The following is a 25693-nucleotide window of genomic DNA, read 5'->3' as shown; positions in this document are numbered from 1 at the left end:
ACGCGCGCTTCACCAAGCAGTGGACAGGCGGTGACAGCGGCAGCGGATTCTCGCGCGTTACAAACACAGCGCTTTCGCATCGTCCCGAGGATCAGAGAACAACGCCATGAGCCAACCCGCCCTTTCCATGCTTTACGCCCCGCGCCGATGGCTGCTCGGCCTGGCCCTGCTGTGCGTCGGCCTCGCGGCCAACGCGCAGCAGGACCCGCCGGGCCGCGTCGCCCGCCTCAACTTCCAGCAGGGCACGGTGAGCTTCGCGCCTGCCGGCGAAGACAGCTGGTACGACGCGCAGCCCAACCGCCCCATCACCACCGGCGACCGCCTCTGGACCGACCGCAACGCGCGGGCCGAGCTGTACATCGGCTCGGCGGCACTGCGGCTCGACGGGCAGACGCACGTGGAGTTTTCCGAACTCGACGACGACACGGCGCGCATCACATCGAACCAGGGCAACCTGCAGCTGCGCGTGCGCGACGAGCTCGCGGGCCAGCGCGTAGAGGTCGACACCGGCAACCTCGCGGTGGTGATCGACGAGCCGGGCGAATACCGAATCGCATCCGATCCGGCTGCCGGCACCACCTGGGTGGCGGTGGCCTCGGGCCGCGTCACGCTCTACGGCGACAACGGCCAGTCGCAATCGCTGGGCGCGCGGCAGCAGCTCACCGTGTCGGGCCGCGACCTTTCGGCCGTGGGCGGGGCGCCGCAACAGACCGGCGGTTTTGAAGCCTGGGTGGCCGAGCGCAACCGCCTCGAAGACCAGTCGGTTTCCGCGCGTTATGTGTCGCGCGAGGTGGTCGGCTACCAGCAGCTCGACAACTACGGCGACTGGCAAAGCGACGCCACGTATGGCGACGTCTGGTTCCCGCGCAACGTCGATGCCGACTGGGCGCCGTACCGTGACGGCCAATGGGTCAACGTCGCGCCCTGGGGACTTACCTGGGTCGACGCCGCGCCGTGGGGCTTCGCGCCCTTCCACTACGGCCGCTGGGCGCGCGTGGGTCCGCGCTGGGGCTGGGTGCCGGGGCGCCCGAACGGGCGGCCGGTGTATTCGCCGGCGCTGGTCGGCTTCGTGGGTGGCGGTGCCAACGCGGGCGTGCAGATCGGCAACGGCCGCAACGGCGTGGGCTGGTTCCCGCTGGCCCCGGGCGAGCAATGGCGCCCCGGCTACCACGCGAGCCAGCGCTATATGGACCAGGTGAACCGCATGGCCATCTACAACCGGCAGGCCCGCAACGACTTCTATGCCAACCAGCAGATGCCGGGCGCCGTGACCGTGCTGCCCGCCGACCGCTTCGGCCGCGGCACCTTCGGGCGGCGCGACCTGGTGCGGCTGCCCGACGACCGCTTCTCGCGCGGACCGGTGGCGCCCAGCCCGGGCATCGCCATCAACGGCTTCGGCGGCGGCTTCGGCCGGCCCGCCGCCGTGATGCCGCCGGCTGCGGCGCTGATGGCGCGGCAGCAACAGCAAGTCCAGCTCCAGCAGGCGCAACAGCAGCAGTTGATGCAGCAACGCGCGGCGCAGGCCGCACAGATCCAACAACAGCAGCAGCTGCAGCAACAACAGCAGATGGAATGGCAGCGCCAGCAGGGCGGGCGTCAGCAACAGGAATGGCGCCAACAGCAGGATTGGCGGGCACAACAAGACTGGCGCCAGCGCGGCGAGCAGGAGCGCTGGCAACAGCAACAGCAGCAACAACTGCAGGCCCAGCAGCAACAGGCGCTGCGTCAACAGCAGGAAATGCAGCAGCGCGCCGCACAGGCGCAAGCCCAGCAGCAGCAACAATTGCTTCAACAACAGCAAATGCAGCAGATGCAGCTCCAGCAACAGCGCGCGGCCCAACAGCAGGCCTTGGCCCAGCAACAGATGCTTCGCCAGCAACAGGAAATGCAGTTGCGCGCCGCGCAGGCGCAGCAACAGGTGCAAGCCCAGCAGCAGGCCCAGCAGAACGCGATGCGCCAGGCGCAGGAGGCCCAGCTGCGTGCACTCCAGCAGCAGCGCGGCATCGCGCCCCAACCGCAGCCGCAAGGCCAGCGCAGCGACGATCCGCGCAGGCTCTGGACCTCGCCGGACTCGCGCTGAGAACAGCTCTCCGCAAGCCCCGCTGAAAGCGCTGCCTTCGCCCCGCCGCTACAGTCGGCGGCCAAGGAGCAAGCCTTTCATGCCCACATTCGACTTCGATCTCTTCGTCATCGGCGGCGGCAGCGGGGGCGTTCGCGCCGCTCGCATGGCGGCGCACACCGGCGCCCGCGTTGCCATCGCCGAGGCCGCCGAACTCGGTGGCACCTGCGTCAACGTGGGCTGCATTCCGAAGAAGCTCTACAGCTATGCGGCCGGCTATGCCGAATCCTTCGAGGAAGCCGCGGGCTTCGGCTGGAAGCTGCACGGGGCGCCGCAGTTCGACTGGGCGCACCTCAAGTCGCAGCGCGCAAAAGAGATCACGCGGCTCAACGGCATCTACGCCTCGCTGCTTAAGAACTCGGGCGTCACGCTCGTCACCGGATGGGCGCAACTGGTCGATGCCCACACGGTCGAAATCGATGGCCAGCGCCACACCGCGCGCCACCTGCTGGTCGCCACCGGCGGCACGCCCTTCGTGCCCGACATTCCAGGCCGCGAGCACATCGTGACCTCCGACGCGATGTTCGACCTCGACCCGTTCCCCAAGCGCCTGCTGGTGGTGGGCGGCGGCTACATCGCCTGCGAATTCGCGTCGATCTTCAACGGGCTGGGTTCCAAGGTCACGCAGCTGCACCGCCGCGCGCACCTGCTCACCGGCTTCGACGACGACGTGCGGCAGTTCCTGGCGAACGAAATGGGAAAGGCCGGCGTCGACGTGCGGCTGAACTGCGAAGCCGCCTCGGTCACGCGCGGACCGAACGGACTCACGGTCACGCTGGCGCGCGGCCAGCAGATCGAGGCCGACACGGTGCTCTTTGCCACCGGCCGCGTGCCCAACACGCAGGGGCTCGGCCTCGAAGCAGCGGGAGTGAAGCTCGACGAGCGCGGCGCGATCGCGGTCGATGCGCACTACCGCAGCTCGGTGCCGTCGATCTACGCGGTGGGCGACGTGTCCACGCGCGTGCAGCTCACGCCAGTGGCACTGGCCGAAGCGATGGTGGTGGTCGACGAGCTCTTCGGCAAGGGCAAGCGCCGGCTCGACTACGAGTTCATTCCCACTGCCGTGTTCACGCACCCGAACATCGGCACCTGCGGCTACAGCGAGCTCGACGCGCGCGCGAAGTTCGGCGATGTCACCGTGTTCTCGAGCGAGTTCAAGTCGCTGCGCCACACGCTGTCGGGCCGCAGCGAGCGCACGTTCATGAAGCTGATCGTGGACAAGGCGAGCGACCGCGTGGTGGGCCTGCACATGGTGGGCGCGGATGCGGGCGAAGTGGTGCAGGGCTTCGCGGTGGCAATGCGCGCGGGCGCAACGAAGGCGCTGTTCGACAGCACCGTGGGCATCCACCCCACGGCCGCCGAAGAGTTCGTGACGATGCGCGAACCGATGCCCGGCTAGCCGCGCACCGCCTGCTGCTTGCCTTCAAGCAGCTTCACCATCACGAACAGCACGCGGTTGGCCGGCGTGGGCACGCCCAGTGCCTCGCCGCGCCGCACGACCAGTCCGTTGAGGTGGTCGATCTCGCTGAGCTTGCCGCGCGCAAGATCTTGCGCGGTCGACGAATACTGCGAGGGCATGCTCTGCGCGATGCCGCGCACGGCGGCGTCGGTATCGCCGGGCACTTCGACGCCTTCGGCCTTCGCGACAGCGAGGCATTCGGCCACCACGTCGCGGATCACGTCGGTCACGCCCGTGCCCTTTGCGAGCACGCCGTAGGGCAGCTGCGTGACGGCCGAGAGCGCGTTGTAGGCGCAGTTGAGGATCAGCTTGGCCCACAGCGAGCCGCGCACGTTGCCCGATATCTGCGTGGGCACGCCTGCGGCAACGAGATGCTGCGCCACCTGTTCGCTCATGCGCGAAGGCGCGATCACCAGCTCGCCGCGCCCGTGGTGCTTCACATGGCCCGGCCCCGCCATCTCGGTCGCCACGTAGACGACCGCCGCGGCAACCCCGTTCGACGGCAGCACCGAGCGCACACGCTCGTCGTTGTCCACGCCGTTCTGCAGCGTGAGCACCAGCGCATGGGGCGCGAGATGCGGCTTGATCTGCGCGGCGGCCGATTCGCTGTCGGTCGACTTCACGCAGAACAGCACGAGGTCTGCGCCCTGCACCGCGTCGGCCTCGGTGCTCGCAGCCACCTTCACGAATTCGTCGAAAGCCTTGGTCTCCAGCCTGAGCCCCTTGGCGTTGACGGCCTCCACGTGCGAAGGCCGACCGATCAGCACCACCTCATGCCCGGCGCGCGCCAGCATGGCCCCGTAGTAGCAGCCGACTGCGCCGGCGCCCATGACTGCGACTTTCATCGGTTCGATTCCTTGGTTGTCGCGGCGATCATGCCTCGGTCTCCACGCCGCGCGATTTCAGACCTTCGTCCAGCAGCCATTCGCGAAATGCTGCGAAGGCCGGCAGGTCGAGCCGGTCGGGCCGGTAGCAGAGGTAGTGCCCCTGGTTCACGCTCACCGGCGTGCCGCAGGGGCTCAGCAGCGAGCCTTCGGCGAGTTCTTCCTGCACCAGCAGCTTCGGCACGAGGCCGATGCCCAGCCCGTTGAGCGCCGCCTGGATCAGCGCCGAATACTGCGCGAAACGCGGGCCGGCCACCGCCTGCACTTCGGGCACGCCGTGCTGCGCGGCCCATTGGCGCCAGGCGCCGGGCGCGCCCTCGTGATGCAGCAGCGTGTGGCCGACGATGTCGGCGGGCTGCGCGATGCGGTGCCGCCCCTCGACCAGCGAACGCGCCACGATCAGCACGAACTCGCGCCCCGCGATGTATTCGGACACCACGCCGGGCCAGCCGTCGGGGCCGTAGCGGATCGCGGCGTCCACGCCCGCCGGAATGCCGTCGCTCGGCTCCAGGTGGCGGCTGAAGCTCAGCATCACGTGGCGGCTCTTCTGGCTGAAGGCGGGCAGGCGCGGAATCAGCCACTTGGTAAGGAAGGTGGGCACGCTCGCAAGCGTGAGCAGCCCGGCGCCCGCGTCACCCGAGCGCGCCTCGAAGGTAGCGGTCTCGATGGCGCGCAGGCCGCCCGAGATCTTCTGCCAGTACACGCGCCCCTGCGGCGTAAGCTGCACGCCGCGCCCGTTCTTCTGCAACAGCTCGCGGCCAAGGAAGGCCTCGAGCCCCGCGATCTGCTTGCTGACAGCGCTCACGGTGATGCACAGGGCGCCAGCCGCGAGCGTGATGCTCTGGTGGCGCGCCACGGCATCGAAGGCCAGCAGTTCCTGGATGGTGGGGCAGTCGCGCTTCATGCATGGCTCCGCTTTGTGAAAGCCGCATGAAAAACGCTTTCCGATTGCTCAAGTGTCGTCATCCAACTTTCACCCATAAGTTCGCATGCGGTTCCTAGAATTCGAGACAACGCGGCGGCATGTCCGGCGCGAACAGTAGCGCATCCGGAAAGTATGCCGGGTGTCCATGACATTGGAGACAACCTTGGTTCGCGGCATCTCGCTCATCTACGGCCTGTACCTGCTGCTGCCCATCGCCTTGCTGCTGGTCGGCAGCGTGGGCGGCAACTGGACCAACACGCTGCTGCCCACGGGCATCACGGGGCAGTGGTATGTCGACCTCTGGCTCGACACCTCCTTTCGCAAAGCCTTCGTGAGCAGCCTCGTGGTTGCCATGGCGGCCTGCGCCATCAACACCGTGCTGGCGCTGCCGCTGGCCTATGCGCTGTATCACGGAGCGCGGCGCGGCGGCAGCCTGGCGGCGCGCATCGTGAGCGCCACGCCGGTGGCGGTGCCGGCGATCACGCTGGCCTTCGGCTACATGATCGTGTTCAACACCGACCTCGCGCCCTGGCTGGGCTCGATGCCGCTGCTGATCGCGGCCCACGCGATCCTCACGCTGCCCTACCTCACGAACACGCTGCTGACCGACCTGCGCCACCTCGACCTCGGCCGGCTCGAACAGGCGGCAGCCACGCTCGGCGCCTCGGGCTGGCAGCAGTTCACGGGCATCGTGCTGCCGAGCCTGCGGCAGAGCCTGATCAGCGGGCTGGTGATGGTGGCGGCCATTTCGGTGGGCGAATTCGGCGTGTCGAACCTGCTCACGAGCTTCCAGAACCGCACCTACCCGGTGGTGCTGCTGCAGGCCTTCTATGGCGCAACGGGCTTTGCCTGCGCGGCCACGGTGATCCTTCTTGTGCTGGCCAGTGCGTCGGCGCTTCTTTCTTCTTCCCTTGTAAAGCAGCGCGCATGAGCCTTCTGTTCGACAACGTCAGCTACAACTACCCCGGCAGCACGCACGGCCTGCACGACGTGTCGCTCGACGTGCGCACCGGCGAGCTGGTCGCGGTGATCGGGCCCAGCGGCTCTGGCAAGTCGACCCTGCTGAAGCTGGTGGCGGGCCTCGAGACGGGCCACACCGGCCGCATCATGCTCGGCGGCGAAGACATGTCGCGCACGCCGGTGCACCAGCGCCACATCGGCATGGTGTTCCAGAGCTATGCGCTCTTTCCGCACCTGAGCGTGCTCGACAACGTGGCCTACGGGCTCAAGCTGCGCAAGGTGGCGACGGCCGAGCGGCGCAAGCGCGCGCAGGAACTGCTCGACATCGTGGGGCTGGGCGACTTCTCGCAGCGCGCCGTGGCGCAGCTCTCGGGCGGACAGCAGCAGCGCGTGGCTCTTGCCCGCGCGCTGGCCATCGACCCGCGCGCCCTGCTGCTCGACGAGCCCTTGTCGGCCCTCGACGCCAGCGTGCGCGGCCATCTGCGCGACCAGATCCGCTCGATACAGCAGCGCTTCAACGCCACCACGCTGCTGGTCACGCACGACCAGGAAGAAGCGCTGGTAATGGCCGACCGCGTGGCCATGCTGAAAGACGGCCGGCTGCTGCAGATCGCCACGCCGCGCGAGATCTACGAGAACCCCGCGAGCCGCGCGGTAGCCGAGTTCGTCGGGCTGTCGACGATCCTGCCCGCGAAGGTGGCAGCGCCGGGCCGGCTGGACCTGGGCTTTGCCGAAGTCTTCGCCGACACCGGCCACCGCCCCTTCGGCACCGCGCTGCATGTGCTGGTGCGCCCCGAACACATCCGGCCCGACCCGGCGCCCGACGCCGTGAATCGCCTCGCTGGCCGCATCGGCGCGCAGCGCTACCTGGGTGCGCTGACGCGCTACGACTTCGAAGTGCCGGGTGCGGGCAAGCCCTTCCTTGCCGAGTCGGCAGCACCGGCTGCAGAAGCCATCGCCATCGCGCCCGAACACCTTCGTTTACTTGACCACTGACCTTTTCCTTCAAGGAGCCACCATGCAACGCAGACATCTGATCCAGGCCGCCGGCGCACTGCCGCTGGCAACCCTCGCGGCACGCACCGCCTTCGCCTTCGACGGCCCCGAGCTCTACGCGGGCGAGAAGGCGCTGTACGCCGAGGCGCAGAAGGAAGGCCTTTGCGTCTCCTTCGACACCGGCCCCGAATGGGCCAACTGGAAGTCGCTGTTCCGCGACTTCAAGAAGCGCTACCCCGAGATCGAGCTGACCTACAACGACATCGGCTCCGCCGCCACCGTGGTCGCGCTCGAAAAGACCAAGCGCCGCCCGCAGGCCGACACCGCCTACTACTTCGCAGCCTCGGCCGTCGATGCCGCCAAGAAAGACGTGGTCGCGCCCTTCAAGCCCGTCAACTTCGACAAGCTGCCGCCCGTGTTCCGCGAGGCCGAGGGCCGCTGGTTCACCATCCACACGCTCAACATCGCCTTCCTGGTCAACAAGAAGCTGGTGAAGACCGTGCCCACCGGCTGGGCCGATCTGCTCAAGCCGGAGTTCAAGAGCACGGTGGTGTATCTCGACCCGCGCTCCACCGGCATCGGCCAGGTGCTGACCTTTGCAGCGGCATATGCCAACGGCGGCAGCGTCGACAACGTGCAGCCCGGCACCGACTACCTCGGCAAGCTGCATGCGGCCGGCAATGTGCTGCGCGTTGAGGGCACGACGCCGTACGCCAAGTTCCTGAAGGGCGAGATCCCGGTGTGGATCAGCTACGAGAACGACGGCCTCAAGGCCAAGCACGTCGACGGCATGGGCGATGCGGTGGAAGTCGTCATTCCGAAGGAAGCCAGCGTGGCCGCGCCGTACGCCATCAGCCTCGTGAAGAACGGCCCGAACCCGAACGCCGGCAAACTGTGGCTCAACTTCATCATGAGCGAGGCCGGCCAGTCGCTGTTCGCACAGGGCTTCGTGCGTCCGGCCGTGCCGGGCACGCCGCTGAGCGCCGACGTGGCGGCCAAGATGCCGGCCGCGCCGCAGATCAAGCCGCTCGATGTGGTGAAGGCCTCGGAGCGCAAGGCCGAAGTCGACAAGCTCTGGGCGCAGGCCGCGCTGGGCAAGTAAGCAGGCCGTGATGCGACGCTTTGGCGCCTGGCCCGCATGGGCCTTCATGGCGCTCTTCTTCGCGGTGCCGCTCGCGGCGCTGCTGCCAGAGGCATTCGGTGATGGCGGCAGCGCTTTCGGGCGGCTGTTCGGCAACCCGCTGTTCCTGGGTGCGCTGCGCAACACGCTGGGCCTCGGCCTCGCGGCGGGCGCAATCTCGGCGCTGGTGGGCACCTGCATCGCCATCGAACTGGCGCGCCAGCCCGAAGGCCGGCGCCAATGGATGATGACCCTGCTGGGCCTGCCGCTGGCCTTCTCGGGACTGGTGATTGCCTACGGCTTCATCCTGGCCTTCGGCCGCGCGGGCTTCGTGACGCAACTGCTCGCGGGCCTGGGCGGTGACCCGGCCGCCATCGGCAGCTGGATCTACAGCGTGTCGGGCCTGGGCTTTGCCTATGCCTACTACCTGATTCCGCGCGTGGCGCTGTCGCTGTACCCGGTGTTCGCCAACCTCGACATGCGCCCGGCGCAGGCGGCGCGCACGCTGGGTGCTTCGAAAGCGCGCGCCTTCTGGGACACGGTGGCGCCCGAGGTGATGCCCTCGGTCTTGTCGAATGCCTGCATGGTGGCCGCGATCGCGATGGGCACCTACGGCACGGCGCTGGCGCTGGTGGGCACGCAGCTGAACATCCTGCCGCTGATGCTGCTCGCGCAGGTGGGCGATGGCGGTTCCGATTTCGCGGTGGCGGCGGCCTTGTCGCTGGTACTGATGGTGGTGTGTGTGATCGTGATGGGAGTAGGCGATGTCTTTACGCGAAGGCGCGAGCGTGGTGCTGTCGGCGCCGGTCACTGAGGCGCTGGTGCGCCTCGCGCAAAAGCAGCGGGGGCCCGAGCGCTACCGCCAGCCGGTGGCCATCATCGGCCCGGGCGACGGCGGCCCGGCCGAATGCGAAGCCGCCCACGCGGTGGCACATGCGCTGGCCGGCGCGGGCATGTCCGTGGTCTGCGGCGGGCGCGGCGGCGTGATGGCCGCGGCATCGCGCGGGGCCGCGGAGGCCGGCGGTGTCGTCGTGGGCATCCTGCCCGAGGACGACGACCGCAACGCCAACGAATGGCTCAGCGTGGCCATTCCCACCGGCATGGGCGAGATGCGCAACGGCATCGTCGCGCGCAGCGGCGTGTGCCTGGTCGCCATCGGCGGCAACATGGGCACGCTGTCTGAAATGGCGCTGGGGCTCAAATGGGGCAAGCCGGTGTTCGTGATGCATGGCGACGTGGCGCTGCCCGGCGCGGTGCAGGCCACGGACGTAGAAGACATGCTCACGAAAGTGCTCGCCTGCCTGTTGGCCTGACTGCCCCGGGCTGACGCGACGGGCGCATTGCACAATGACGGCATGCCCTACATGCCCACCTTTGTCGCTCCCGCCCGCTTCACCGATGCCGCCGCTGCACTCGAACAGGTCAAGGCCATCTACCAGGGCGGCCTCGCCCATCTGCGTGAATCGATGCTGCGCTTCGTTGCCGGCGAGGCACTGCCGGGCCGGGTGCGGGCCTGCTACCCCTTCGTGCGGGTGCACACGCACACCGTCTCGCGCCACACGCCGCCGGCCAACGCCGGCCTGAGCTACGGCTTCGTGGCCGGCCCGGGCCGCTACGAGACCACGCTGACGCGGCCCGACCTGTTCTCGCGCTATTACCTCGACCAGTTCCGCCTGCTGCTCGAAAACCATCAGGTCGAGCTCGAGGTGGGCACCAGCACGCAGCCCATTCCCATCCACTTCTCCTTTGCCGAGAACGACCACATCGAAGGCACCATGAGCGCCGATCGCCGCGCCCTCATGCGCGACGTGTTCGACCTGCCCGACCTGGGCGTGATGGACGACGGCATCGCCAACGGCACCTACGAGGCGCGCGACGGCGAGGCGCAGCCGCTGTCGCTCTTCACGGCCGCGCGGGTGGACTACTCGCTGCACCGCCTGCGCCACTACTCCGGCACCGCGCCCGAGTGGTTCCAGAACTTCGTGCTGTTCACCAACTACCAGTTCTACATCGACGAGTTCGTGCGCCTGGGCCACGAGGCCATGGCCGACGAGAACAGTGAGTACGTCGCCTTCATCGAGCCCGGCAACGTGGTCACGCGCCGGCGCGGGCTTGCCGCAGGTTCGAGCGCCACCTACGGCCACCTGCTCGACGGCAGCCAGGGCACCGCGCCGCCGCGCCTGCCGCAGATGCCGGCCTACCACCTCGTGCGCGAAGACTGCAGCGGCACCACCATGGTCAACATCGGCGTCGGCCCGGCCAATGCCAAGACCATCACCGACCACGTCGCCGTGCTGCGCCCGCATGCGTGGATGATGCTGGGCCACTGCGCCGGCCTGCGCAACACGCAGCAGCTCGGCGACTACGTGCTGGCCCACGCCTACGTGCGCGAAGACCACGTGCTCGACGAAGAACTGCCGCTGTGGGTGCCGATTCCGGCGCTGTCGGAAATCCAGCTCGCGTTGGAGAAGGCCGTGGCCGATGTCACTCGCTACGAGGGCCCCGACCTGAAGAAGATCATGCGCACAGGCACCGTGGCCAGCACCGACAACCGCAACTGGGAGTTGCTGCCCGGCAACCAGCCGCAGCGCCGCTTCAGCCAGAGCCGCGCCGTGGCACTCGACATGGAAAGCGCGACCATCGCGGCCAACGGCTTCCGCTTTCGCGTGCCCTACGGCACCCTGCTGTGCGTGAGCGACAAGCCGCTGCACGGCGAGATCAAGCTGCCCGGCATGGCCAACCACTTCTACCGCGAGCGCGTGGAGCAGCACCTGCGCATCGGCATGCGGGCCATCGAGATCCTGCGCGAAGAGGGCTCGACGCGGCTGCACAGCCGCAAGCTGCGCAGCTTTGCCGAGGTGGCGTTCCAGTAAGAAGAAGGGCTTCTGGAGGGCCCCGGCAGAGGTCGGGCCCTCAGGGTTTGTCCTGCCCGCCACCGCGCGGGATTGCGCCGTTTCGCGGACATCATCCGGTTTACCCCACAGCAACCGGAAAGAAGATGACCCAGTCGCGTTCCGTTCCCCTCTCCCGCCGCAGCTTCTCTGCATGGATCGCGGCCTCGGCCGCAGCAGCAGGCGGGGGACATGCCGCACTGTGGCCTCGCGCTGCCCACGCCGCCGATGCACCTGTGAGCAGCAAGCTGCGCATCGTGATTCCCGCCAACGAAGGCGGCGGCTGGGACCAGACCGGGCGCGCGCTCGGCGCCGCGATGCTGGCGTCAGGCGCGGTCGGTAGCGTGGTGTACGAGAACATCGGCGGCAAGGGCGGAACCATCGGCCTGGCGAAGTACGTCGAGAAATACGATGCCGACCCCGACACCCTGCTGATGAGCGGCATGGTCATGGTCGGCGCGGTCGCGCTGCAGAAGCCCGCCGTCACGATGGCCAACATGGCGCCGATCGCCCGCCTCACCAGCGACTACGAAGTGGTGGCGGTGAAGGCCGATTCGCCCATCAAGACGCCGAAGGACCTGATCGCTCAGCTGCGCGCCGATGCGGCCAACACCGTCATCGCGGGCGGCTCCGCTGGAGGCGTGGATCACATGTACGCCGGCATGCTGGCGCGCGTGGCCGACGCTTCGCAGTCGCTGGTCTACCAGGCGCACCCCGGCGGCGCGGAAGTGGTCGAGGCGCTGGCAACCGGCAAGGCCGCGGCCGGCATCTCCGGCTACAGCGAATTCAGCGAGGGCCTGGCCAGCGGCAAGCTGCGCGCCATCGGCGTGTCGTCGAAGCGGCCATTCCAGGGCATCGCCTCGGTGCGCGAGCAGGGCGTGGAAGCCGACCTTGCCAACTGGCGCGGCGTGCTCACCGGCCGCAAGGTGCCGCCGTACCGCAAGGCGGCGCTGCTGACGGTGGTGCGGCGTGCCACCGCCACCGATGTGTGGCAAAAAGCCATCAAACAGAACAACTGGGACCCCTTCTGGATGGAGGGCAAGGACTTCGAGAATTTCCTCGAAACCGACACCGCAATGGCCGGCCCGCTGATCTATCTGCTCAAGCTGAAAGCCTGAGAGCGCTCGTTCCCGCGGGTTTTCCCTAGGCCGCAAAGGCAAGGGATTGACACGTTTTTCGGACATCATCCGGTTACTTTTACAGGGAACTGGAAACAAAATGTCGCATTTCGTGCCGACCGGCCTCTCTCGCCGCAGCCTTGCGGCATGGATCGCATCGACAGCTGCCGCGGGCGCAATGCCCGCAGCGCTATGGCCCACGATGGCCAGCGCGGCCGAACCGCAGCTCGCTACCAAGCTGCGCATCGTCATTCCCGCCAACGAAGGCGGCGGCTGGGACCAGACCGGCCGCGCGCTCGGCGCCGCGATGATCGCCTCGGGCGCGGTGGGCGACATCAGCTACGAGAACATCGGCGGCAAGGGCGGCACCATCGGCCTGGCGAAGTACGTCGAGAAATACGATGCCGACCCCGACACCCTGTTGATGAGCGGCATGGTCATGGTCGGCGCTGTGGCGCTGCAGAAGCCCGCAGTCACGATGGCGCAGGTCGCGCCGGTGGCACGGCTCACCAGCGACTACGAAGTGGTGGCGGTAAAGGCCGATTCGCCCATCAAGACTCCCAAGGACCTGATCGCGCAACTGCGCGCGGATGCTGCAAAGACGGTCATCGCCGGCGGCTCGGCCGGCGGCGTGGACCACATGTATGCCGGCATGCTGGCCCGCGTGGCCGGCAACGCGGGGGCGCTGGTCTACCTGCCGCACCCCGGCGGCGCACAGGTGGTCGAGGCGCTCGAAACGGGCAAGGCAGCCGCCGGCATCTCGGGCTACAGCGAATTCAGCGATCACCTGGCCAGCGGCAAGCTGCGCGCCATCGGGGTTTCGGCCAAGCGCCCGTTCCAGGGCATTCCATCGGTGCGCGAACAGGGCGTGGACGCCGACCTCGCCAACTGGCGCGGCGTGCTCACCGGCAAGAAGGTGCCGGCCGAGCGCAAGGCCGTGCTGCTCGAAGCCGTGCGCCGCGCCACCATGGCCGATGTCTGGCAAAAGACCATCAAGCGCAACAACTGGGACGCGTACTGGATGGCGGGCAAGGACTTCGAGAGCTTCCTCGATCTCGATACGGCAATGGCCGGGCCGCTGATCTACCTGCTCAAGCTGAAGGCCTGATCCTTCGGCACTTCACGCGAAGAGTTCCGGCATTTCGCGCTGCGCCTTCGGCGTGAGCGTGAGCGCCCGCCCATCGAGCTCCTGCCGCACCCATCCGCGGCGCAGCGACAGCTGCAACCATGCGGCGCCCAGCGCGCCACCCAGGTGCGGGCGGCGCTCGCTCCAGTCGAGGCAGGCACAGGCGAACCGGCGGCGCGAGCGGCGCACCGCATCGACCTCGACGCCCAGGCTCTCCAGCGCGATCGCGCCTTCGGACGTGAGTTCGTACGAGCCGCTCTGCAGGCCACTGAGCCAGCCCTGCGCATGCAGCCGGTCGTGCAGCGCGACGCCGGCCGTGCCCGCCATGTGGTCGTAGCAGGTGCGCGCGCTGCGCAGGCGGCTCGGCGTGTTCGGCTTGAACTCGGGCGTGCGCGGCGCGCCGGCCACCACCATCAGGCTTTCGAGCGCGGCGGCGACGTCGTCGTTGGCGAGGCGAAAGTAGCGGTGCTTGCCTTGCACCAGCAGGTCGACCAGCCGTTCGTCCTTCAGGCGCGCGAGGTGCGCGCTGGCGGTCGAGGCGGCCACCTCGGCGACGGTGGCGAGCTCGGTGGCAGTGCGCGCGTGGCCGTCCATCAGGCAACTCAGCATGCGGGCGCGCGCCGGTTCGGCGATGGCGCCGGCCAGGCGGGCCAGTTGGAAATCGGCGGATGAAGCGGTGGTGTCCATGCGCTCATCGTAAGACGGCGGAGCATCCGACACTTCGTTCGCGGACGAAGTGTGGCGGCGGCTTCGATCGCACACTGCGGCCATGAACTCAAGCCACAGTGCCACCCTCGCCGACATGCCCGCCGACCCGGTCGCTGCCGTCACGCATGCCGATCCCTATCCGTACTACGCCGCACTGCGCGACGGGCCGCCGCTCGCGTGGAACGAGAAGCTGCGCCTCTGGATCGCGAGCCGCGCTGACGTAGTCGAAGAGGTGCTGCTCGCGCACGGCGCGTTGCGCGTGCGGCCGCCCGCCGAGCCGGTGCCGCGCGCCATCGTGGGCAGCGCGGCCGGCGAAGTGTTCGGCCATCTGGTGCGCATGAACGACGGCGTGGCACATCAGGCGCATCGGCCCACTCTGCAACGAGCACTGGCCGGACTCGACCTGAACGCGGTGCATGCGGCGGCCCTGCAGGTGGCGCTGCGTGTGCCGCAGCAGCAACCTCTGTCCGACACGCTGTTCTCGATGCCTGTGCAGGCCGTGGCACACCTGCTCGGTTTTGCCGACGACGCGCTGCCGCAGGTGGACCGGTGGATGCGCGACTTCGTGGCCTGCCTGTCGCCGTTGTCCACGCCCGAGCAGTTGCAGCGTGCGAGCGCCGCCGCGGGCGAGTTGATGACGCGCTTTGAAGTTCTGGTGGCAGGCGAGCCGCCACGGCACGGCACGCTGCTCGCGGCCGTGCTCGCCGAAAGTGCGGGCGATGCAACGCTGTCGCGCTCGCTGCTGGCAAACGTCGCCGGCCTGCTGTCGCAGACCTGCGATGCCACGGCGGGCCTGGTCGGCAACAGCCTGATAGCGCTGATGCGCGAGCCTTCGCTGCGCGTGTCGACTCGTACACGCGATGGCCTGCAGGCCATCGTCGAAGAAACCGCGCGGCATGACCCATCGGTGCACAACACGCGGCGCTTTGCCGCCGAAGCCGTCACCATCGCCGGCACGCCGCTGGCCGCAGGCGATGCGGTGCTGGTGCTGCTGGCCTCGGCAAATCGCGATCCTGCGTTCAACCCCGATCCCGACAGCTTCATGCCCGTGCGCGCAAGGCGCCGCATGCTCGGCTTCGGCCACGGCATGCATGCATGTCCCGGCCAGGCCTTGGCGTGCACGCTGGCGGCGGCCAGCCTCGATGCCCTGCTGCGCCGCGCGCCCGACCTCGATGCGCAACACCTGCGCGGCTGGAGCTACCGGCCGTCGGTCAACGGGCGCATCCCTGTGTTCCACTGACCCGTGCCCGCCAGGTGGGGCGACAGTTGCGCATCGCCCCATCGCAGCGGCAATACTCCCGGACGGCGCAGCGCATGCGTGACATGGAAGCGCATCAGCCGCTCCGCGCCTTCGAACTCGGCAACCTCAGGCCCATCCCAAATGATCTCGGCCGTGACTGCCACATGCAGCAGATCGCCGCTGTCGAAGTCGACGAACAGCAGCCCCGCGCGCGGATGCGCCGCCAGGTTGCCGAGCGTGTTGAAGAAGCGGTTGCCGTTGAAGTCCGGCACGGTGAGCACGTCATCACCGTCGATGCGCACGAAGCCCGGGCGACCGCCGCGGTGCGACACATCGACGCCGTGCGAACTCGCATCGGCCTCGTCACCCGCCGCCGCCTCGTTCGGATAAGCGGTGGCGATGAACAGCGTGTCGGCACTGCCGATAAGACGGTGCGCCGCCAGGTCGAGCTTGTCGAGCCATTGCGCCTGCGGCGGCGCATCGGCACGCGGCGCAACGAACACCGGTTCGCGCGCCTGGATGTAGCGCGGGCAATTGCCGAAGCTCTGCTGCACCGCAACCATGAAGCCCGCGTCATCGAGCGCCTCGACCGTTCCGTTCATGCGGTTGCGCCGACGCGTGTGCGGCTGGATGCCGAGCAGGCCCAGCGTGGCGCCCTGCTTCAACTGGCCGGCGAGCGGATCGCCTGCGGCGGGCAGCGCGTCGACGCGCAGATGCGTGGCATCTGGCGAATGCACGAAGCCAGCGGGCGCCGCGAGCACGCTGGCCCATGGCTGCATATCCGCGTCGAGACTGCCGACCACGAGGAACGGCAGCAGCCCGAAGAACTCGCGGTGCTGGTCAGGCATGTAGTCGCGAATGACGCGAGGCCCAGCCACCTCCATCTGCTCGCGCGAACCCGCCAGGGCCTGCAACGCCCGCTCGCCCGCGTGGAACGGCGCGGCGATCATGCGACCGCCGCCAGCCCGATGGGCGTGCGCACCATTGGTACGAAGCCCGGCAAGGCTTCCACGCGCTCGAGCCAGCCGCGCACGTTCGGGTAGGCATCGAGCGCCACACTGCCTTCGGGCGCATGCGCCACATAGGCGTAGTTCGCGATGTCGGCCAGCGTGGCGGCAGGGCCGGCGAGAAAGGGCTGCTTCTGCAGATGCATCTCCATCACCGAGAGCAGCGCATGCGAGCGCTTGACGGTTTCCGTCGGGTCGGTGGTGTGGCCGAACAGCGCCATGATCCGCGCAGCCGCCGGGCCGTACGCCAGCGGCCCCGCCGCCACCGAGAACCAGCGCTGCACACGCGCCGCACCGACAGCGTCGCGCGGCATCCAGCGCGCGGGGTCGGGCGCATAGCGCTCGTTGAGGTAGACCAGGATGGCGTTGGAGTCGGCCAGCGTGAGGTCGCCGTCCTCGATCACCGGCACCTGGCCGAATGGGTTGCGCGCCAGGAACTCCGGCGCGCGGTTGTCGCGCTTGCGCATGTCGATTTCGATGCTCTCGAAGGGCAGGCCGAGCATCGCGAGGAACAGCCGCACGCGATGCACGTGGCCAGAGAGCGTGGTGCCGTAGAGCTTGATGGGCTGGGCGGGGCGATTGGCGGCTGCAGCGTTCATGGAGGCGTTCCTTTTCTTCAATTGCTGGTGCGATGTCCGGATTCTTCTCTCTTGCATTGAATGAATGAATAGCCTTTTCTGTATTTGACTGCTGCGTTTTCCGGTTTAATCGTCCGATGGATCGTTTCAAGGCCATGCAGACCTTCGTGCAGATTGCCGACCAGGGCAGCCTGACCCGCGCCGCCGAGGCGCTCGGCACCTCGCTGCCCGCGGTGGTGCGCTCGCTCGCCGCGCTGGAAGCGCACTTGGGCGTGCGCCTGTTCCACCGCACCACGCGTCGCCTTTCGCTCACCGAGGAAGGTCGCCACTACCTGTCGAGCGCACGCGAGGTGCTGCTCGCGGCCGACGCCGCCGACCTTGCGCTGAAGGCCGAGGCGCGTGAACCGGCGGGCCAGCTCACCATCACCGCGCCGGTGCTCTTCGGCCACATGTACGTGGCGCCCGCCATCGTGCGCTTCATGCAGCGCTACGAGAAGGTGCGCTGCAGCGTGCGGCTGTACGACCGCACCGTGAGTCTTCTCGAAGAGGGCATCGACGTCGGCATCCGCATCAGCCCGCTGGAAGATTCGTCACTGGTGGCGCAAACGCTGGGCACCATCCGCCGCGTGGTGGCCGTGAGCCCCGACTACCTGGCGCGGCACGGCACGCCAACGCATCCGCGCGACCTGAACGGCGCGCCCTGCGTGCGAGGCCGCGTCGACGCACCGGCGCAGTGGCTGTTCCACGAAGGCGGCAAGACGATCAGCGTGACGCCGAACAACCGCCTGGAGTTCAACCACCTCGCGCCGGCCATCGAGTCGTGCGCAGCGGGCATGGGCTTCGGCACCTTCTTCTCGTACCAGGTGATGCCGCACGTGGCGCAGGGTCGGCTGAAGCTGGTGCTCGAAGACTTCGAGCCGCCGCCTCGGCCGGTAAGCGTGATCTATCCCAATGCGCGGCTGCTGCCCGCGCGCACGCGGGCGTTCATCGAATGGATGAAGATGGAGTTCAGCGGGCTCAGGCTCTAGGTGCAGTTGCAGTTGCGGGGCAACTCGCGGCTGTCGAGCAGGCAGATTTCCGAATCCTGCTTCAGCACCGGCCAGCCGTCGCGCTCGAGCTGTCCGGTCACGGCCGATACGCGCGATGTGAATTCCTCCAGGGATTCGCAGCTGCGCAGCGTCACGAAGCATGTGCAGGCTTCCTCACGGAGGCTGTCTCGAGACAGCTGCGCGCCGTGCGCCTCGCACAGCTGCTGCAGCGCAGACATGTCGCACTGCTGCTGACGCAGCTTGCCGCGCCACTCGAAATACTGGCCGGCGCAGTCGAGCTGCTCGGCGTCCTGCACGGGCGCATCGACCTTCACGCCCAGCACTGCCATGCCCGCCCGCGCCAGCCATTGCGCCAGTGCCATCGCTTCGGCCTTGGCTTCTTCGAGATCGGCGCGCAACCAGGCGGTAGCCGAGAGCTGCTGGTTTCGCTTGCCGCTGTTGTCGTGGTGATGGTCGATCAGCAGCGGCCGCAGCCCGATCTGTTCGCACACCTCGACGAATAACGGAATCTGCGATTCGTGCGGCACACCGCAGGTCAGGTGAAGTTCCAGCCTGCTCTTCATGGCACGACCACCGGCGCAGGCAAGGGCAGGCCATCGCAGAGCGCGGCGGCATCGCTCGCCATGCTGTGCACCGCCTCTTCGAGGCCGAGATTCAGCACCGACATGAACTCGCCGTTGGCGCTGGCCCAGTTGGTGCGCGTGCCCATGCCGTGGTACTGGCGCAAGACTGTCTCGCCGCCGGGCAGGCGGTAGTTCACCTTGAGCACGACGTGCGAGACCAGGTTCAGATCGACCGACCACGCGTGGGCCAGGCGCAGGGCCACGTCCGCAGTCACCTGCCTGGCACCGGCGCGCGCGGGCGGTGTGCCCAGCACCGTCTGGAACCCGTAGCGGCTCGTCGACTGCAGCGCGCCGCGCGTCCATCCGGTGGCGTCGCCGCTGCGCAGCGACTGCACGGACCGGGGCGTGGCATGCACCGTCGGCAACATCACGGTGAGGTTGCCGGCATTGGCCTTGTTGCTGCGCGCGTCCTCGATCGACGGCAGGTACAGCGTGCAGCCGCGCGCGAGCCGCAGCGACGCGACCGGCACGCTGTTGGGGCGCTCGGCCGGCTCGGGTGCCGGCTCGAAAACCATGGAGAGCGGCTCGCTCTCGGTGACGGCATGCGAGAAAGTGGGCATGGTGCAGAGCGCAGCCAGTGTCGTGGCGATGGCAAGTCCTTGGCGTGACCTCATGGGGCGGTGTTCCTGACCGAATACATAGCGCCGTCCTGGTCGCGGAACAGCACGCGGCCCGGTTGCTCGTCGAAGCTCTGGCCGGCCAGAGTCACCCACGAACCGTTGACATTAAAGCGCGCAGTCTTAACGCCACCTGAACGGGCGCCGGCAATGTCGAGTGCGACCGCATGCAGGGTCTGTGCCATCGACTCGCGCATCACGCCGCGCAGCACCTGCCCGTCGTTCGCGGTGAGCCTTCGCAGCACGGCGGCGCGCGCGGTGCCGCCGATGGGCGTCTGGAAGATGGCCGAGGCGCGGTAGCTCGGCTCGCTGCGGCCGTCCTGCCAGAGCAGGGCCGAGGTGCGCGTGGTGAAGGCACCCAGGCCGGGCTCAAGCGCGTACTGCAACAGCAGCACCATGTAGGCGGGACCGGTTTTCGTGGCGGCGATGCGGGCTTCCTGCTCGGCCTTCAGCGGCATGGCCGCGAGCACCTGCGAGGAACGGATCTTCAGCGGGAACGAGCTCGGCTCGGCAAGCAGCGTGGTCAGCGCCTTGCCCGCCTCCACGCGGTAGTCGTAGTCGAGCAGCGGGCCGACGATGGCCTGCACCTCGGCGCTCATCTCCTTCTGGCGCGTTTGCTGCACCGACGAGTCGATCAGTGCGCCGATCAGCCCGCCGCCCGTGGCTGCGCTCACGCCGGGGGGCTGCGCGGAGAACATGAAGCTCTCCTGCGCGACGACGACGCGTACATCGACTTCCTGGACCTTGTTGCGGTCCGCAGCCGCCAGGGGCCGATGAAAAGGTGCGCAGGCGCCGAGCAGCAGCACGACCGACAGCGCCAACCAGAAACGCAGCATCCTTGGGCCTCCCACCGCGCAATGCAATTGGGCGTCGATTGTGAGGCCGCCGGGGCGCGGTTCGACTCGGGTTATCGAGGGCTTGGAGCGCCCGTGATTTTCAGGTGACTGCGTCAGAATGGTTGCGTGCCGTCCATCACCTCTTCCGCTTCACCCCCTCTGTTCCACGCCAGCCATCTGCACAAGCGCTATGGCCACACCACGGTCGTCGACGACCTGTCGTTCGAGATCGCGCCCGGCGAGTGCCTGGGTGTGATCGGCCCGAACGGTGCAGGCAAGACCACCACCATCCGCATGTGCCTGGGCCTCACAGCACCCGACGGCGGCGATATCTCCGCACTGGGGCTGCAGATGCCGCGCGACGCGCTGGCCATCAAGGCACAGCTTGGCGTGGTCACGCAGTTCGACACGCTCGACCCGGATTTCAGCTGCGCCGAGAACCTCGTGGTGTACGGCCGCTACTTCGGCTTCAGCAAGGCGCATGTGCGCGCACGCGTGCCGCAGCTGCTGGAGTTCGCGGCGCTGTCGCACAAGGCCGATGCGAAGCCGGGCGAGCTCTCGGGCGGCATGCGGCGGCGGCTGTCGCTGGCGCGTGCGCTGGTCAATGACCCGAAGCTGCTGCTGCTCGACGAACCGACCACCGGGCTCGACCCGCAGGCGCGGCACCTGATGTGGGAACGGCTGCAGGTTCTGCTGCAGCAGGGCAAGTCGATCTTGCTGACCACCCACTTCATGGACGAGGCCGAGCGCCTGTGCTCGCGCCTGCTGGTGCTCGACCACGGCCGCAAGATCGCCGAAGGTCGCCCGCGCGATCTGATCGCCGAGCACCTGGAGCCCGACGTGGTCGAGGTGTATGGCAACGGCGCGCTGTCGCTGGCGGAATCGCCCGAGCTGAAGGCGATGGCGGCGCGCGTGGAAGTCAGCGGCGAGACGGTGTTCTTCTACACGCAGGACGCGCGGCGGCTGCTGGATGCGCTGACGCAGCACAGCGGCCTGCGCACCTTTCATCGGCCGGCCAATCTGGAGGACCTCTTCCTCAAGCTTACCGGCCGCCAGATTCGCGAGGACGGCTAGACCATGAACACGATGACGACAACAACGACTGCAACGGCCGCACCTCCTTCACCTTCCGTATGGCGCGCCCCCGAAATCTCGCTGCGCTGGTGGCCCGTTTTTTTGCGCAACCTGCTGGTGTGGCGCAAGCTCGCCATTCCCAGCCTGATCGGCAACATCGCCGAGCCGCTGATCTGGCTCGTGGCCTTCGGCTACGGCATGGGCGCGCTGGTGGGACAGGTGTCGGTCGACGGCGTGAAGGTGCCGTACATCCTGTTCCTGGCGAGCGGATCGATCTGCATGAGCGCGATGAACGCGGCGAGTTTCGAGGCGCTGTACTCGGCGTTCTCGCGCATGCACGTGCAGAAGACCTGGGACGGCATCATGAACGCGCCCGTCGGGCTCGACGACATCGTGATGGCCGAGATGCTGTGGGCGGCGTTCAAGTCGATCTTCACCGTGACGGCGATCCTGTTCGTGATGCTCGGGCTGGGCATCAGCCACAGCCCGAAGCTCATCGTTGCGTGGATGGTGCTGATCGGAGCGGGCATCACTTTTTCGTCGATCGCGCTGATCTTCAATGCGCTGGCGAAGGGCTATGACTTCTTCACGTACTACTTCACGCTGTTCATGACACCGATGATGTTCCTGAGCGGCGTTTTCTTTCCGCTCGAGCAACTGCCCTCCGCCGTCAAGGCCGTGGCGGCTTGGCTGCCGCTGACGAATGCGGTGGCGCTGGTGCGGCCGCTGTTCATGGACCAGTGGCCAGCCGACTGGTGGCTGCATGCGGCGGTGCTGGCGGTGTATGCGGTGGTGGCATTCTGGATTGCGCTGGCGTTGACGCGCAAGCGGTTCAAGGGGTGAGGCTGGGTCTCTTCACCACCTGCAGCTGCATGACTCCCGCAGTCCGGGCCCGCACTTCGGGCGAAGCCAGGCAAGTGGCAACCGCCTCGTAGCCGGGCGCGCCGGGATAGGGCGCCACCTGGGTCGGCGGGCTGTGGTTGGCGGGGCAGAGGATGATGGTTTCGTCCGGTCCGACTGCCGACAGATCGAGGATGGCGCAGGAGCGAGTGAGCATGAAGAGGGGTCGCGCGCCGGGCCCGCGGCGGCGCAGCCAGGCAATCAATGCCTCCTGGGTTGCGCGGTCGAGGCCTTGCTCGATCATGTCGATGACCAGCGCATCCGGCCCATCGGCCTCCAGGCCGGCGAGCAATGCGGTCAAGGCATCCGATGGCGTGGCGCCATCTTCCGTGAGCCAGGTCAGGGCTTCGTCGACGCGGGACTTCAGCAGGGGAGCGGCATCCAGCCGCGACTTTGCCGCTGCCACCTCGTCATCTTCAAGCCTCTCCAGACCCAGCATGGTGGCGTTGGGCAGCACCTTGGCGAGGCAATGCGCCAGCTGGGTCTTGCCGCTGCCTAGCGGACCGATGATGTAGTTCAGGGAGCGCATGTCGCGAAGCTCGAAGAGCTCCCCGCCCCATGGCCACGGCAGTTCGAATGCGACGCGGACCTCTGCAGCAGGTGCCAGCAGGCCTGTGAGTTCGCCGATGCTCGGCGTCCGGCCTTGCGCGAGTTCGCTTCGCACGCCACGGACCTTGTCGACCGTGCGAGCAAGCTGGCGAAGCTGCGCTTCCAACGCCATCTGGTGCGCCGCCAATGTTTGCTCAAGGCCTTGGGAGTTACCTTCCAGCGCCCGCTCCACCTGCGCAAGGCTGAAGCCGAGCGCGCGAAGCGCGACGATCTCGGCGGCCCGGGACATCTCCTTCTGGCCATACGCCCGCCACCCCGCCGCGGTACGACCAGGCTCCACCAACCCGCGCTGCTCATAGAGCCGCAGGGCCTTGGCCGAAACACCGAGTCGCCTCGCGGCTTCGGATGGACTGAAAGAGCGAGCGGTGGATTGCATGAAGAGAACCTTTTTCGACGTTCTTCCCTTTTTAAGGGCTGCCCCAGGGGCCGGGTCAACAGGCGGACATGAAAGTTGGATTCACTGGCCTTGCAGGTTCAGAATGCCCGTTCCCGGCAGACTGTAGCCTCTGCCGAAACCACCGCTTGCAAATTAAGTTGCACACAATCTAATTGCTCGCTACAATTCAGCCCATGCGCTCCACCCCAGTCCCCGCCGACGAAATGCTCAAGCTGGACAACCAGCTGTGTTTCGCCGTGTACTCCGCCTCCCTGGCCATGACGCGGCTCTACAAGCCGGTGCTGGAAAAGCTGCAGCTCACCTACCCCCAATACCTCGTGATGCTCGCCCTCTGGGAACAAGACGGCCTCATGGTCTCCGAGCTCGGTGAACGTCTCTCGCTCGACTCGGGCACGCTCACGCCGCTGCTCAAGCGCCTCGAAGCCAACGGCTACGTGGCCCGCGTGCGTGACGTGGCCGACGAACGCCGCGTGCACATCACGCTGACGTCTGCCGGCCGCAGGCTCAAAAGCCGCGCATCCAACGTGCCGGCCTGCCTGATGGCCGCAGCCCAGTGCTCGGTGCCAGAACTGATTTCACTCACCCAGCAGATCCAGACCCTGCGCGACCGCATCAAGAAGGCAGCCTGACGCAGCGCAACATTTTTCTCCCGCTTCGGTCGATCCCATCAAGAGAGAACGAAGCCTTTCACCACCCTCCCTCCGTTTCATCATCACCAAAGGAATCACCATGACCACCAAGCTCGACAAAGTTCTCTACACCGCAGAAGCCCACACCGTCGGCGGCCGCGACGGCGCAGGCAAGTCCAGCGACGGCGCCATCGACGTCAAGCTGAGCTCGCCCGGTTCCGGCAAGCCCGGCACCAACCCCGAGCAACTGTTCGCGGTCGGCTATGCCGCCTGCTTCATCGGCGCGATGAAGGCCGTCGGCCCGAAGATCGGCGTGAAGGTGCCTGAAGACGTCGCCATCGACTCCAGCGTTTCCCTTGGCCCGACGAACGGCGGCGCTGCTTACGGCATCGCCGTGAAGCTGGCGATCACGCTGCCCGGCCTGGATGCAGATGCCAAGCAGAAGCTGGTCGACACCGCTCACCAGGTTTGCCCCTACTCGAACGCGACCCGCGGCAACATCGACGTCGAACTGACGATCGCCTAAAAGCTCGTTGCACGCGCGAACAAGCGGTCCGGCCACAAGCCGGGCCGCTTTTTTCATGCCCGCCGATGTCTCACGGGTGACGCCAAAACCCGCCGCGAGATAGCGCCTTTCATCAAGCTTGGCTAACGTAGCTGGACACCAACTGCCAGGAGCCCCGCTCATGAGCACCACCAGCTTCCTCATCCGCAAAGACCAGCTCGCCACCACGCGCCTGCACACCGCCACCGACGAAGCGCTCGCCGACGGCCAGGTGCGCGTGCGCATCGACAGCTTTGCACTCACCTCCAACAACATCACGTATGCCGCCTTCGGCGACGCGATGAGCTACTGGCAGTTCTTCCCGAGCGGCGAAGAAGGCTGGGGCAGCATCCCCGTGTGGGGCTTTGCGAGCGTGGTGCAGTCGCTGCACCCGGGCGTGGCGGTGGGCGAGCGGCTCTACGGCTACTGGCCGATGGCCTCGGCCACGGTGCTGAGCCCCGGACGGCTCTCGCCCGAGCGCTTCACCGACGTGGCGCCGCACCGCGCGGAACTGCCTGCGGTCTACAACCAGTACTTCCGCTGCACGAGCGACCCGCTCTACACGGCCGACACCGAAGACACCCAGGCCCTGCTGCGCCCGCTGTTCATCACCTCGTGGCTGATCGACGACTTCATGGCCGACAACGATTTCTTCGGCGCAAAGACCATGCTGCTGTCGAGCGCATCGAGCAAGACGGCCTACGGCACTGCCTTCCAGCTGCACCAGCGCGAAGGCATCGAGGTGATCGGCCTGACCTCGCCCGCCAACGTGGCCTTCTGCGAAAGCCTCGGCTGCTACGACCGCGTGGTGACCTACGACGCACTCGACACCATCGCGGCCGACACGCCCTGCGTGTACGTCGACTTCGCCGGCAATGGCGCGCTGCGCAATGCCATCCACGAGCGCTTCGCGAACCTCGCGTACAGCAGCTCCATCGGCGGCACGCACGTCGAGCAGCTTGCGACCAAGGGCGCGGGCAAGGACCTGTCGGGCCCGCGCGCCACGCTGTTCTTCGCACCGGCACAGATCAAGAAGCGCACCACCGAATGGGGCGCCGAGGAGTTCGGGCGCCGCATGGTCGCGGCCTGGCACAACTTCCTGGCCACCGTCACCGATGCAAAGGCCCCCTGGCTGCACGCCGAACACCACGATGGCGGCGAGGCGGTGCAAGCCGCCTACGCGCAGGTGCTCGCGGGCAAGGGCGACCCGCGCACGGGCCATATCCTTTCTCTTTACAAACAACCTGCGAGCGCGTGAGCCCGCGGGGCGCCGTGTGGCGACAA

26 protein-coding genes are annotated in these 25693 nt (G+C 67.7%); 17 read left to right on the top strand and 9 right to left on the bottom strand.

Features of this window, described 5'->3' with window-relative positions; genetic code table 11:
• The first annotated feature begins 106 nt into the window (after positions 1–106).
• Both NWF24_RS00600 and gorA read left to right on the top strand, forming a co-directional pair.
• Positions 107–2080 (top strand): DUF6600 domain-containing protein, encoded by a 1974-nt coding sequence (locus NWF24_RS00600; protein ID WP_258352485.1) that lies wholly within the window; start codon positions 107–109, stop codon positions 2078–2080.
• Positions 2081–2159: 79 nt separating this feature from the next.
• Positions 2160–3518 (top strand): glutathione-disulfide reductase, encoded by a 1359-nt coding sequence (gene gorA, locus NWF24_RS00595; RefSeq protein WP_258352484.1) that lies wholly within the window; start codon positions 2160–2162, stop codon positions 3516–3518.
• On the opposite strand, the gene NWF24_RS00590 is transcribed toward gorA, so the two are convergent.
• A complete protein-coding gene (locus NWF24_RS00590; RefSeq protein WP_258352483.1) occupies positions 3515–4423 on the bottom strand; it encodes a ketopantoate reductase family protein in 909 nt (302 codons plus the stop codon). The genes gorA and NWF24_RS00590 overlap by 4 nt on opposite strands.
• A 28-nt stretch (positions 4424–4451) precedes the next feature.
• Positions 4452–5366 (bottom strand): LysR substrate-binding domain-containing protein, encoded by a 915-nt coding sequence (locus NWF24_RS00585; protein ID WP_258352482.1) that lies wholly within the window; start codon positions 5364–5366, stop codon positions 4452–4454.
• A 166-nt stretch (positions 5367–5532) separates the two neighbouring features.
• On the opposite strand from NWF24_RS00585, the gene NWF24_RS00580 reads away from it, so the two are divergent.
• The 8 genes from NWF24_RS00580 (at position 5533) to NWF24_RS00545 (ending at position 13580) form a co-directional block, all read left to right on the top strand.
• Entirely contained in the window at positions 5533–6318 is a 786-nt protein-coding gene (locus tag NWF24_RS00580) for an ABC transporter permease (protein WP_258352481.1), read from the top strand.
• A complete protein-coding gene (locus NWF24_RS00575) occupies positions 6315–7343 on the top strand; it encodes an ABC transporter ATP-binding protein (RefSeq protein WP_258352480.1) in 1029 nt (342 codons plus the stop codon). Before NWF24_RS00580 ends, NWF24_RS00575 begins: the two co-directional genes overlap by 4 nt.
• 22 nt (positions 7344–7365) lie before the next feature.
• On the top strand, positions 7366–8445 hold the full coding sequence (locus tag NWF24_RS00570) for an extracellular solute-binding protein (protein WP_258352479.1): 1080 nt from the start codon (positions 7366–7368) through the stop codon (positions 8443–8445).
• Between the two features lie 10 nt (positions 8446–8455).
• Positions 8456–9277: an ABC transporter permease gene (locus NWF24_RS00565; protein WP_258352478.1), complete on the top strand. Its 822-nt coding sequence runs from the start codon at positions 8456–8458 to the stop codon at positions 9275–9277.
• Positions 9228–9776: a TIGR00725 family protein gene (locus NWF24_RS00560; RefSeq protein ID WP_258352477.1), complete on the top strand. Its 549-nt coding sequence runs from the start codon at positions 9228–9230 to the stop codon at positions 9774–9776. The genes NWF24_RS00565 and NWF24_RS00560 overlap by 50 nt, the downstream gene beginning before the upstream one ends.
• A gap of 42 nt (positions 9777–9818) precedes the next feature.
• Positions 9819–11336: an AMP nucleosidase gene (locus NWF24_RS00555; RefSeq protein ID WP_097197760.1), complete on the top strand. Its 1518-nt coding sequence runs from the start codon at positions 9819–9821 to the stop codon at positions 11334–11336.
• Between the two features lie 125 nt (positions 11337–11461).
• Positions 11462–12472 (top strand): Bug family tripartite tricarboxylate transporter substrate binding protein, encoded by a 1011-nt coding sequence (locus tag NWF24_RS00550; RefSeq protein WP_258352476.1) that lies wholly within the window; start codon positions 11462–11464, stop codon positions 12470–12472.
• A 100-nt stretch (positions 12473–12572) separates the two neighbouring features.
• Positions 12573–13580 carry a Bug family tripartite tricarboxylate transporter substrate binding protein gene (locus tag NWF24_RS00545; protein ID WP_258352475.1) on the top strand — a complete coding sequence of 336 codons (1008 nt, stop codon included), beginning with the start codon at positions 12573–12575 and terminating at the stop codon, positions 13578–13580.
• Positions 13581–13592: 12 nt separating this feature from the next.
• Here NWF24_RS00545 and NWF24_RS00540 read toward each other — a convergent pair whose 3' ends face one another.
• Positions 13593–14285 carry an ArsR/SmtB family transcription factor gene (locus NWF24_RS00540; protein ID WP_093058685.1) on the bottom strand — a complete coding sequence of 231 codons (693 nt, stop codon included), beginning with the start codon at positions 14283–14285 and terminating at the stop codon, positions 13593–13595.
• 115 nt (positions 14286–14400) lie between these two features.
• On the opposite strand from NWF24_RS00540, the gene NWF24_RS00535 reads away from it, so the two are divergent.
• On the top strand, positions 14401–15546 hold the full coding sequence (locus NWF24_RS00535; protein ID WP_258355402.1) for a cytochrome P450: 1146 nt from the start codon (positions 14401–14403) through the stop codon (positions 15544–15546).
• Here the strand turns inward: NWF24_RS00535 and NWF24_RS00530 are convergent.
• The gene (locus NWF24_RS00530; RefSeq protein WP_258352474.1) at positions 15504–16496 is read right to left on the bottom strand and encodes a pyridoxamine 5'-phosphate oxidase family protein; all 993 of its coding nucleotides are present in this window, start codon (positions 16494–16496) and stop codon (positions 15504–15506) included. The genes NWF24_RS00535 and NWF24_RS00530 overlap by 43 nt on opposite strands.
• Positions 16493–17152 carry a glutathione S-transferase family protein gene (locus NWF24_RS00525; RefSeq protein WP_258352473.1) on the bottom strand — a complete coding sequence of 220 codons (660 nt, stop codon included), beginning with the start codon at positions 17150–17152 and terminating at the stop codon, positions 16493–16495. Before NWF24_RS00525 ends, NWF24_RS00530 begins: the two co-directional genes overlap by 4 nt.
• Positions 17153–17268: 116 nt before the next feature.
• Between NWF24_RS00525 and NWF24_RS00520 the strand changes: the two genes are divergently transcribed.
• Positions 17269–18159, top strand: a complete 891-nt coding sequence (locus NWF24_RS00520) for a LysR family transcriptional regulator (RefSeq protein ID WP_258352472.1) — start codon at positions 17269–17271, stop codon at positions 18157–18159.
• Here NWF24_RS00520 and NWF24_RS00515 read toward each other — a convergent pair.
• From NWF24_RS00515 to NWF24_RS00505, 3 genes are read right to left on the bottom strand one after another with little or no spacing between them, the layout of a single operon-like run.
• On the bottom strand, positions 18156–18743 hold the full coding sequence (locus NWF24_RS00515) for a hypothetical protein (protein WP_258352471.1): 588 nt from the start codon (positions 18741–18743) through the stop codon (positions 18156–18158). The genes NWF24_RS00520 and NWF24_RS00515 overlap by 4 nt on opposite strands.
• Entirely contained in the window at positions 18740–19417 is a 678-nt protein-coding gene (locus NWF24_RS00510; RefSeq protein ID WP_258352470.1) for a hypothetical protein, read from the bottom strand. Before NWF24_RS00510 ends, NWF24_RS00515 begins: the two co-directional genes overlap by 4 nt.
• Positions 19414–20256, bottom strand: coding sequence for a hypothetical protein (locus NWF24_RS00505; protein ID WP_258352469.1), 843 nt, complete (start codon positions 20254–20256; stop codon positions 19414–19416). The genes NWF24_RS00510 and NWF24_RS00505 overlap by 4 nt, the downstream gene beginning before the upstream one ends.
• Positions 20257–20382: 126 nt before the next feature.
• Between NWF24_RS00505 and NWF24_RS00500 the strand changes: the two genes are divergently transcribed.
• Positions 20383–21330, top strand: a complete 948-nt coding sequence (locus NWF24_RS00500) for an ATP-binding cassette domain-containing protein (RefSeq protein WP_258352468.1) — start codon at positions 20383–20385, stop codon at positions 21328–21330.
• A gap of 3 nt (positions 21331–21333) precedes the next feature.
• Positions 21334–22173 (top strand): ABC transporter permease, encoded by an 840-nt coding sequence (locus NWF24_RS00495; protein ID WP_258352467.1) that lies wholly within the window; start codon positions 21334–21336, stop codon positions 22171–22173.
• Here the strand turns inward: NWF24_RS00495 and NWF24_RS00490 are convergent.
• Complete coding sequence (locus NWF24_RS00490; RefSeq protein ID WP_258352466.1) at positions 22163–23215, bottom strand: MerR family transcriptional regulator; 1053 nt, start codon at positions 23213–23215, stop codon at positions 22163–22165. The two genes, NWF24_RS00495 and NWF24_RS00490, sit on opposite strands and share 11 nt — an antisense overlap.
• Positions 23216–23409: 194 nt before the next feature.
• Here NWF24_RS00490 and NWF24_RS00485 point away from each other — a divergent pair, with 194 nt between their 5' ends.
• From NWF24_RS00485 to NWF24_RS00475, 3 genes are all read left to right on the top strand, one after another.
• Positions 23410–23865 carry a MarR family winged helix-turn-helix transcriptional regulator gene (locus NWF24_RS00485; protein ID WP_258352465.1) on the top strand — a complete coding sequence of 152 codons (456 nt, stop codon included), beginning with the start codon at positions 23410–23412 and terminating at the stop codon, positions 23863–23865.
• A gap of 100 nt (positions 23866–23965) precedes the next feature.
• A complete protein-coding gene (locus tag NWF24_RS00480; RefSeq protein ID WP_093058675.1) occupies positions 23966–24391 on the top strand; it encodes an organic hydroperoxide resistance protein in 426 nt (141 codons plus the stop codon).
• A 160-nt stretch (positions 24392–24551) separates the two neighbouring features.
• Positions 24552–25667, top strand: coding sequence for a DUF2855 family protein (locus NWF24_RS00475; protein WP_258352464.1), 1116 nt, complete (start codon positions 24552–24554; stop codon positions 25665–25667).
• Positions 25668–25693: the final 26 nt, after the last annotated feature.

The sequence above is a fragment of the Variovorax paradoxus genome, assembly GCF_024734665.1.
Lineage (GTDB): Bacteria > Pseudomonadota > Gammaproteobacteria > Burkholderiales > Burkholderiaceae_C > Variovorax.
This window is presented reverse-complemented; position numbering and strand designations above follow the sequence as displayed.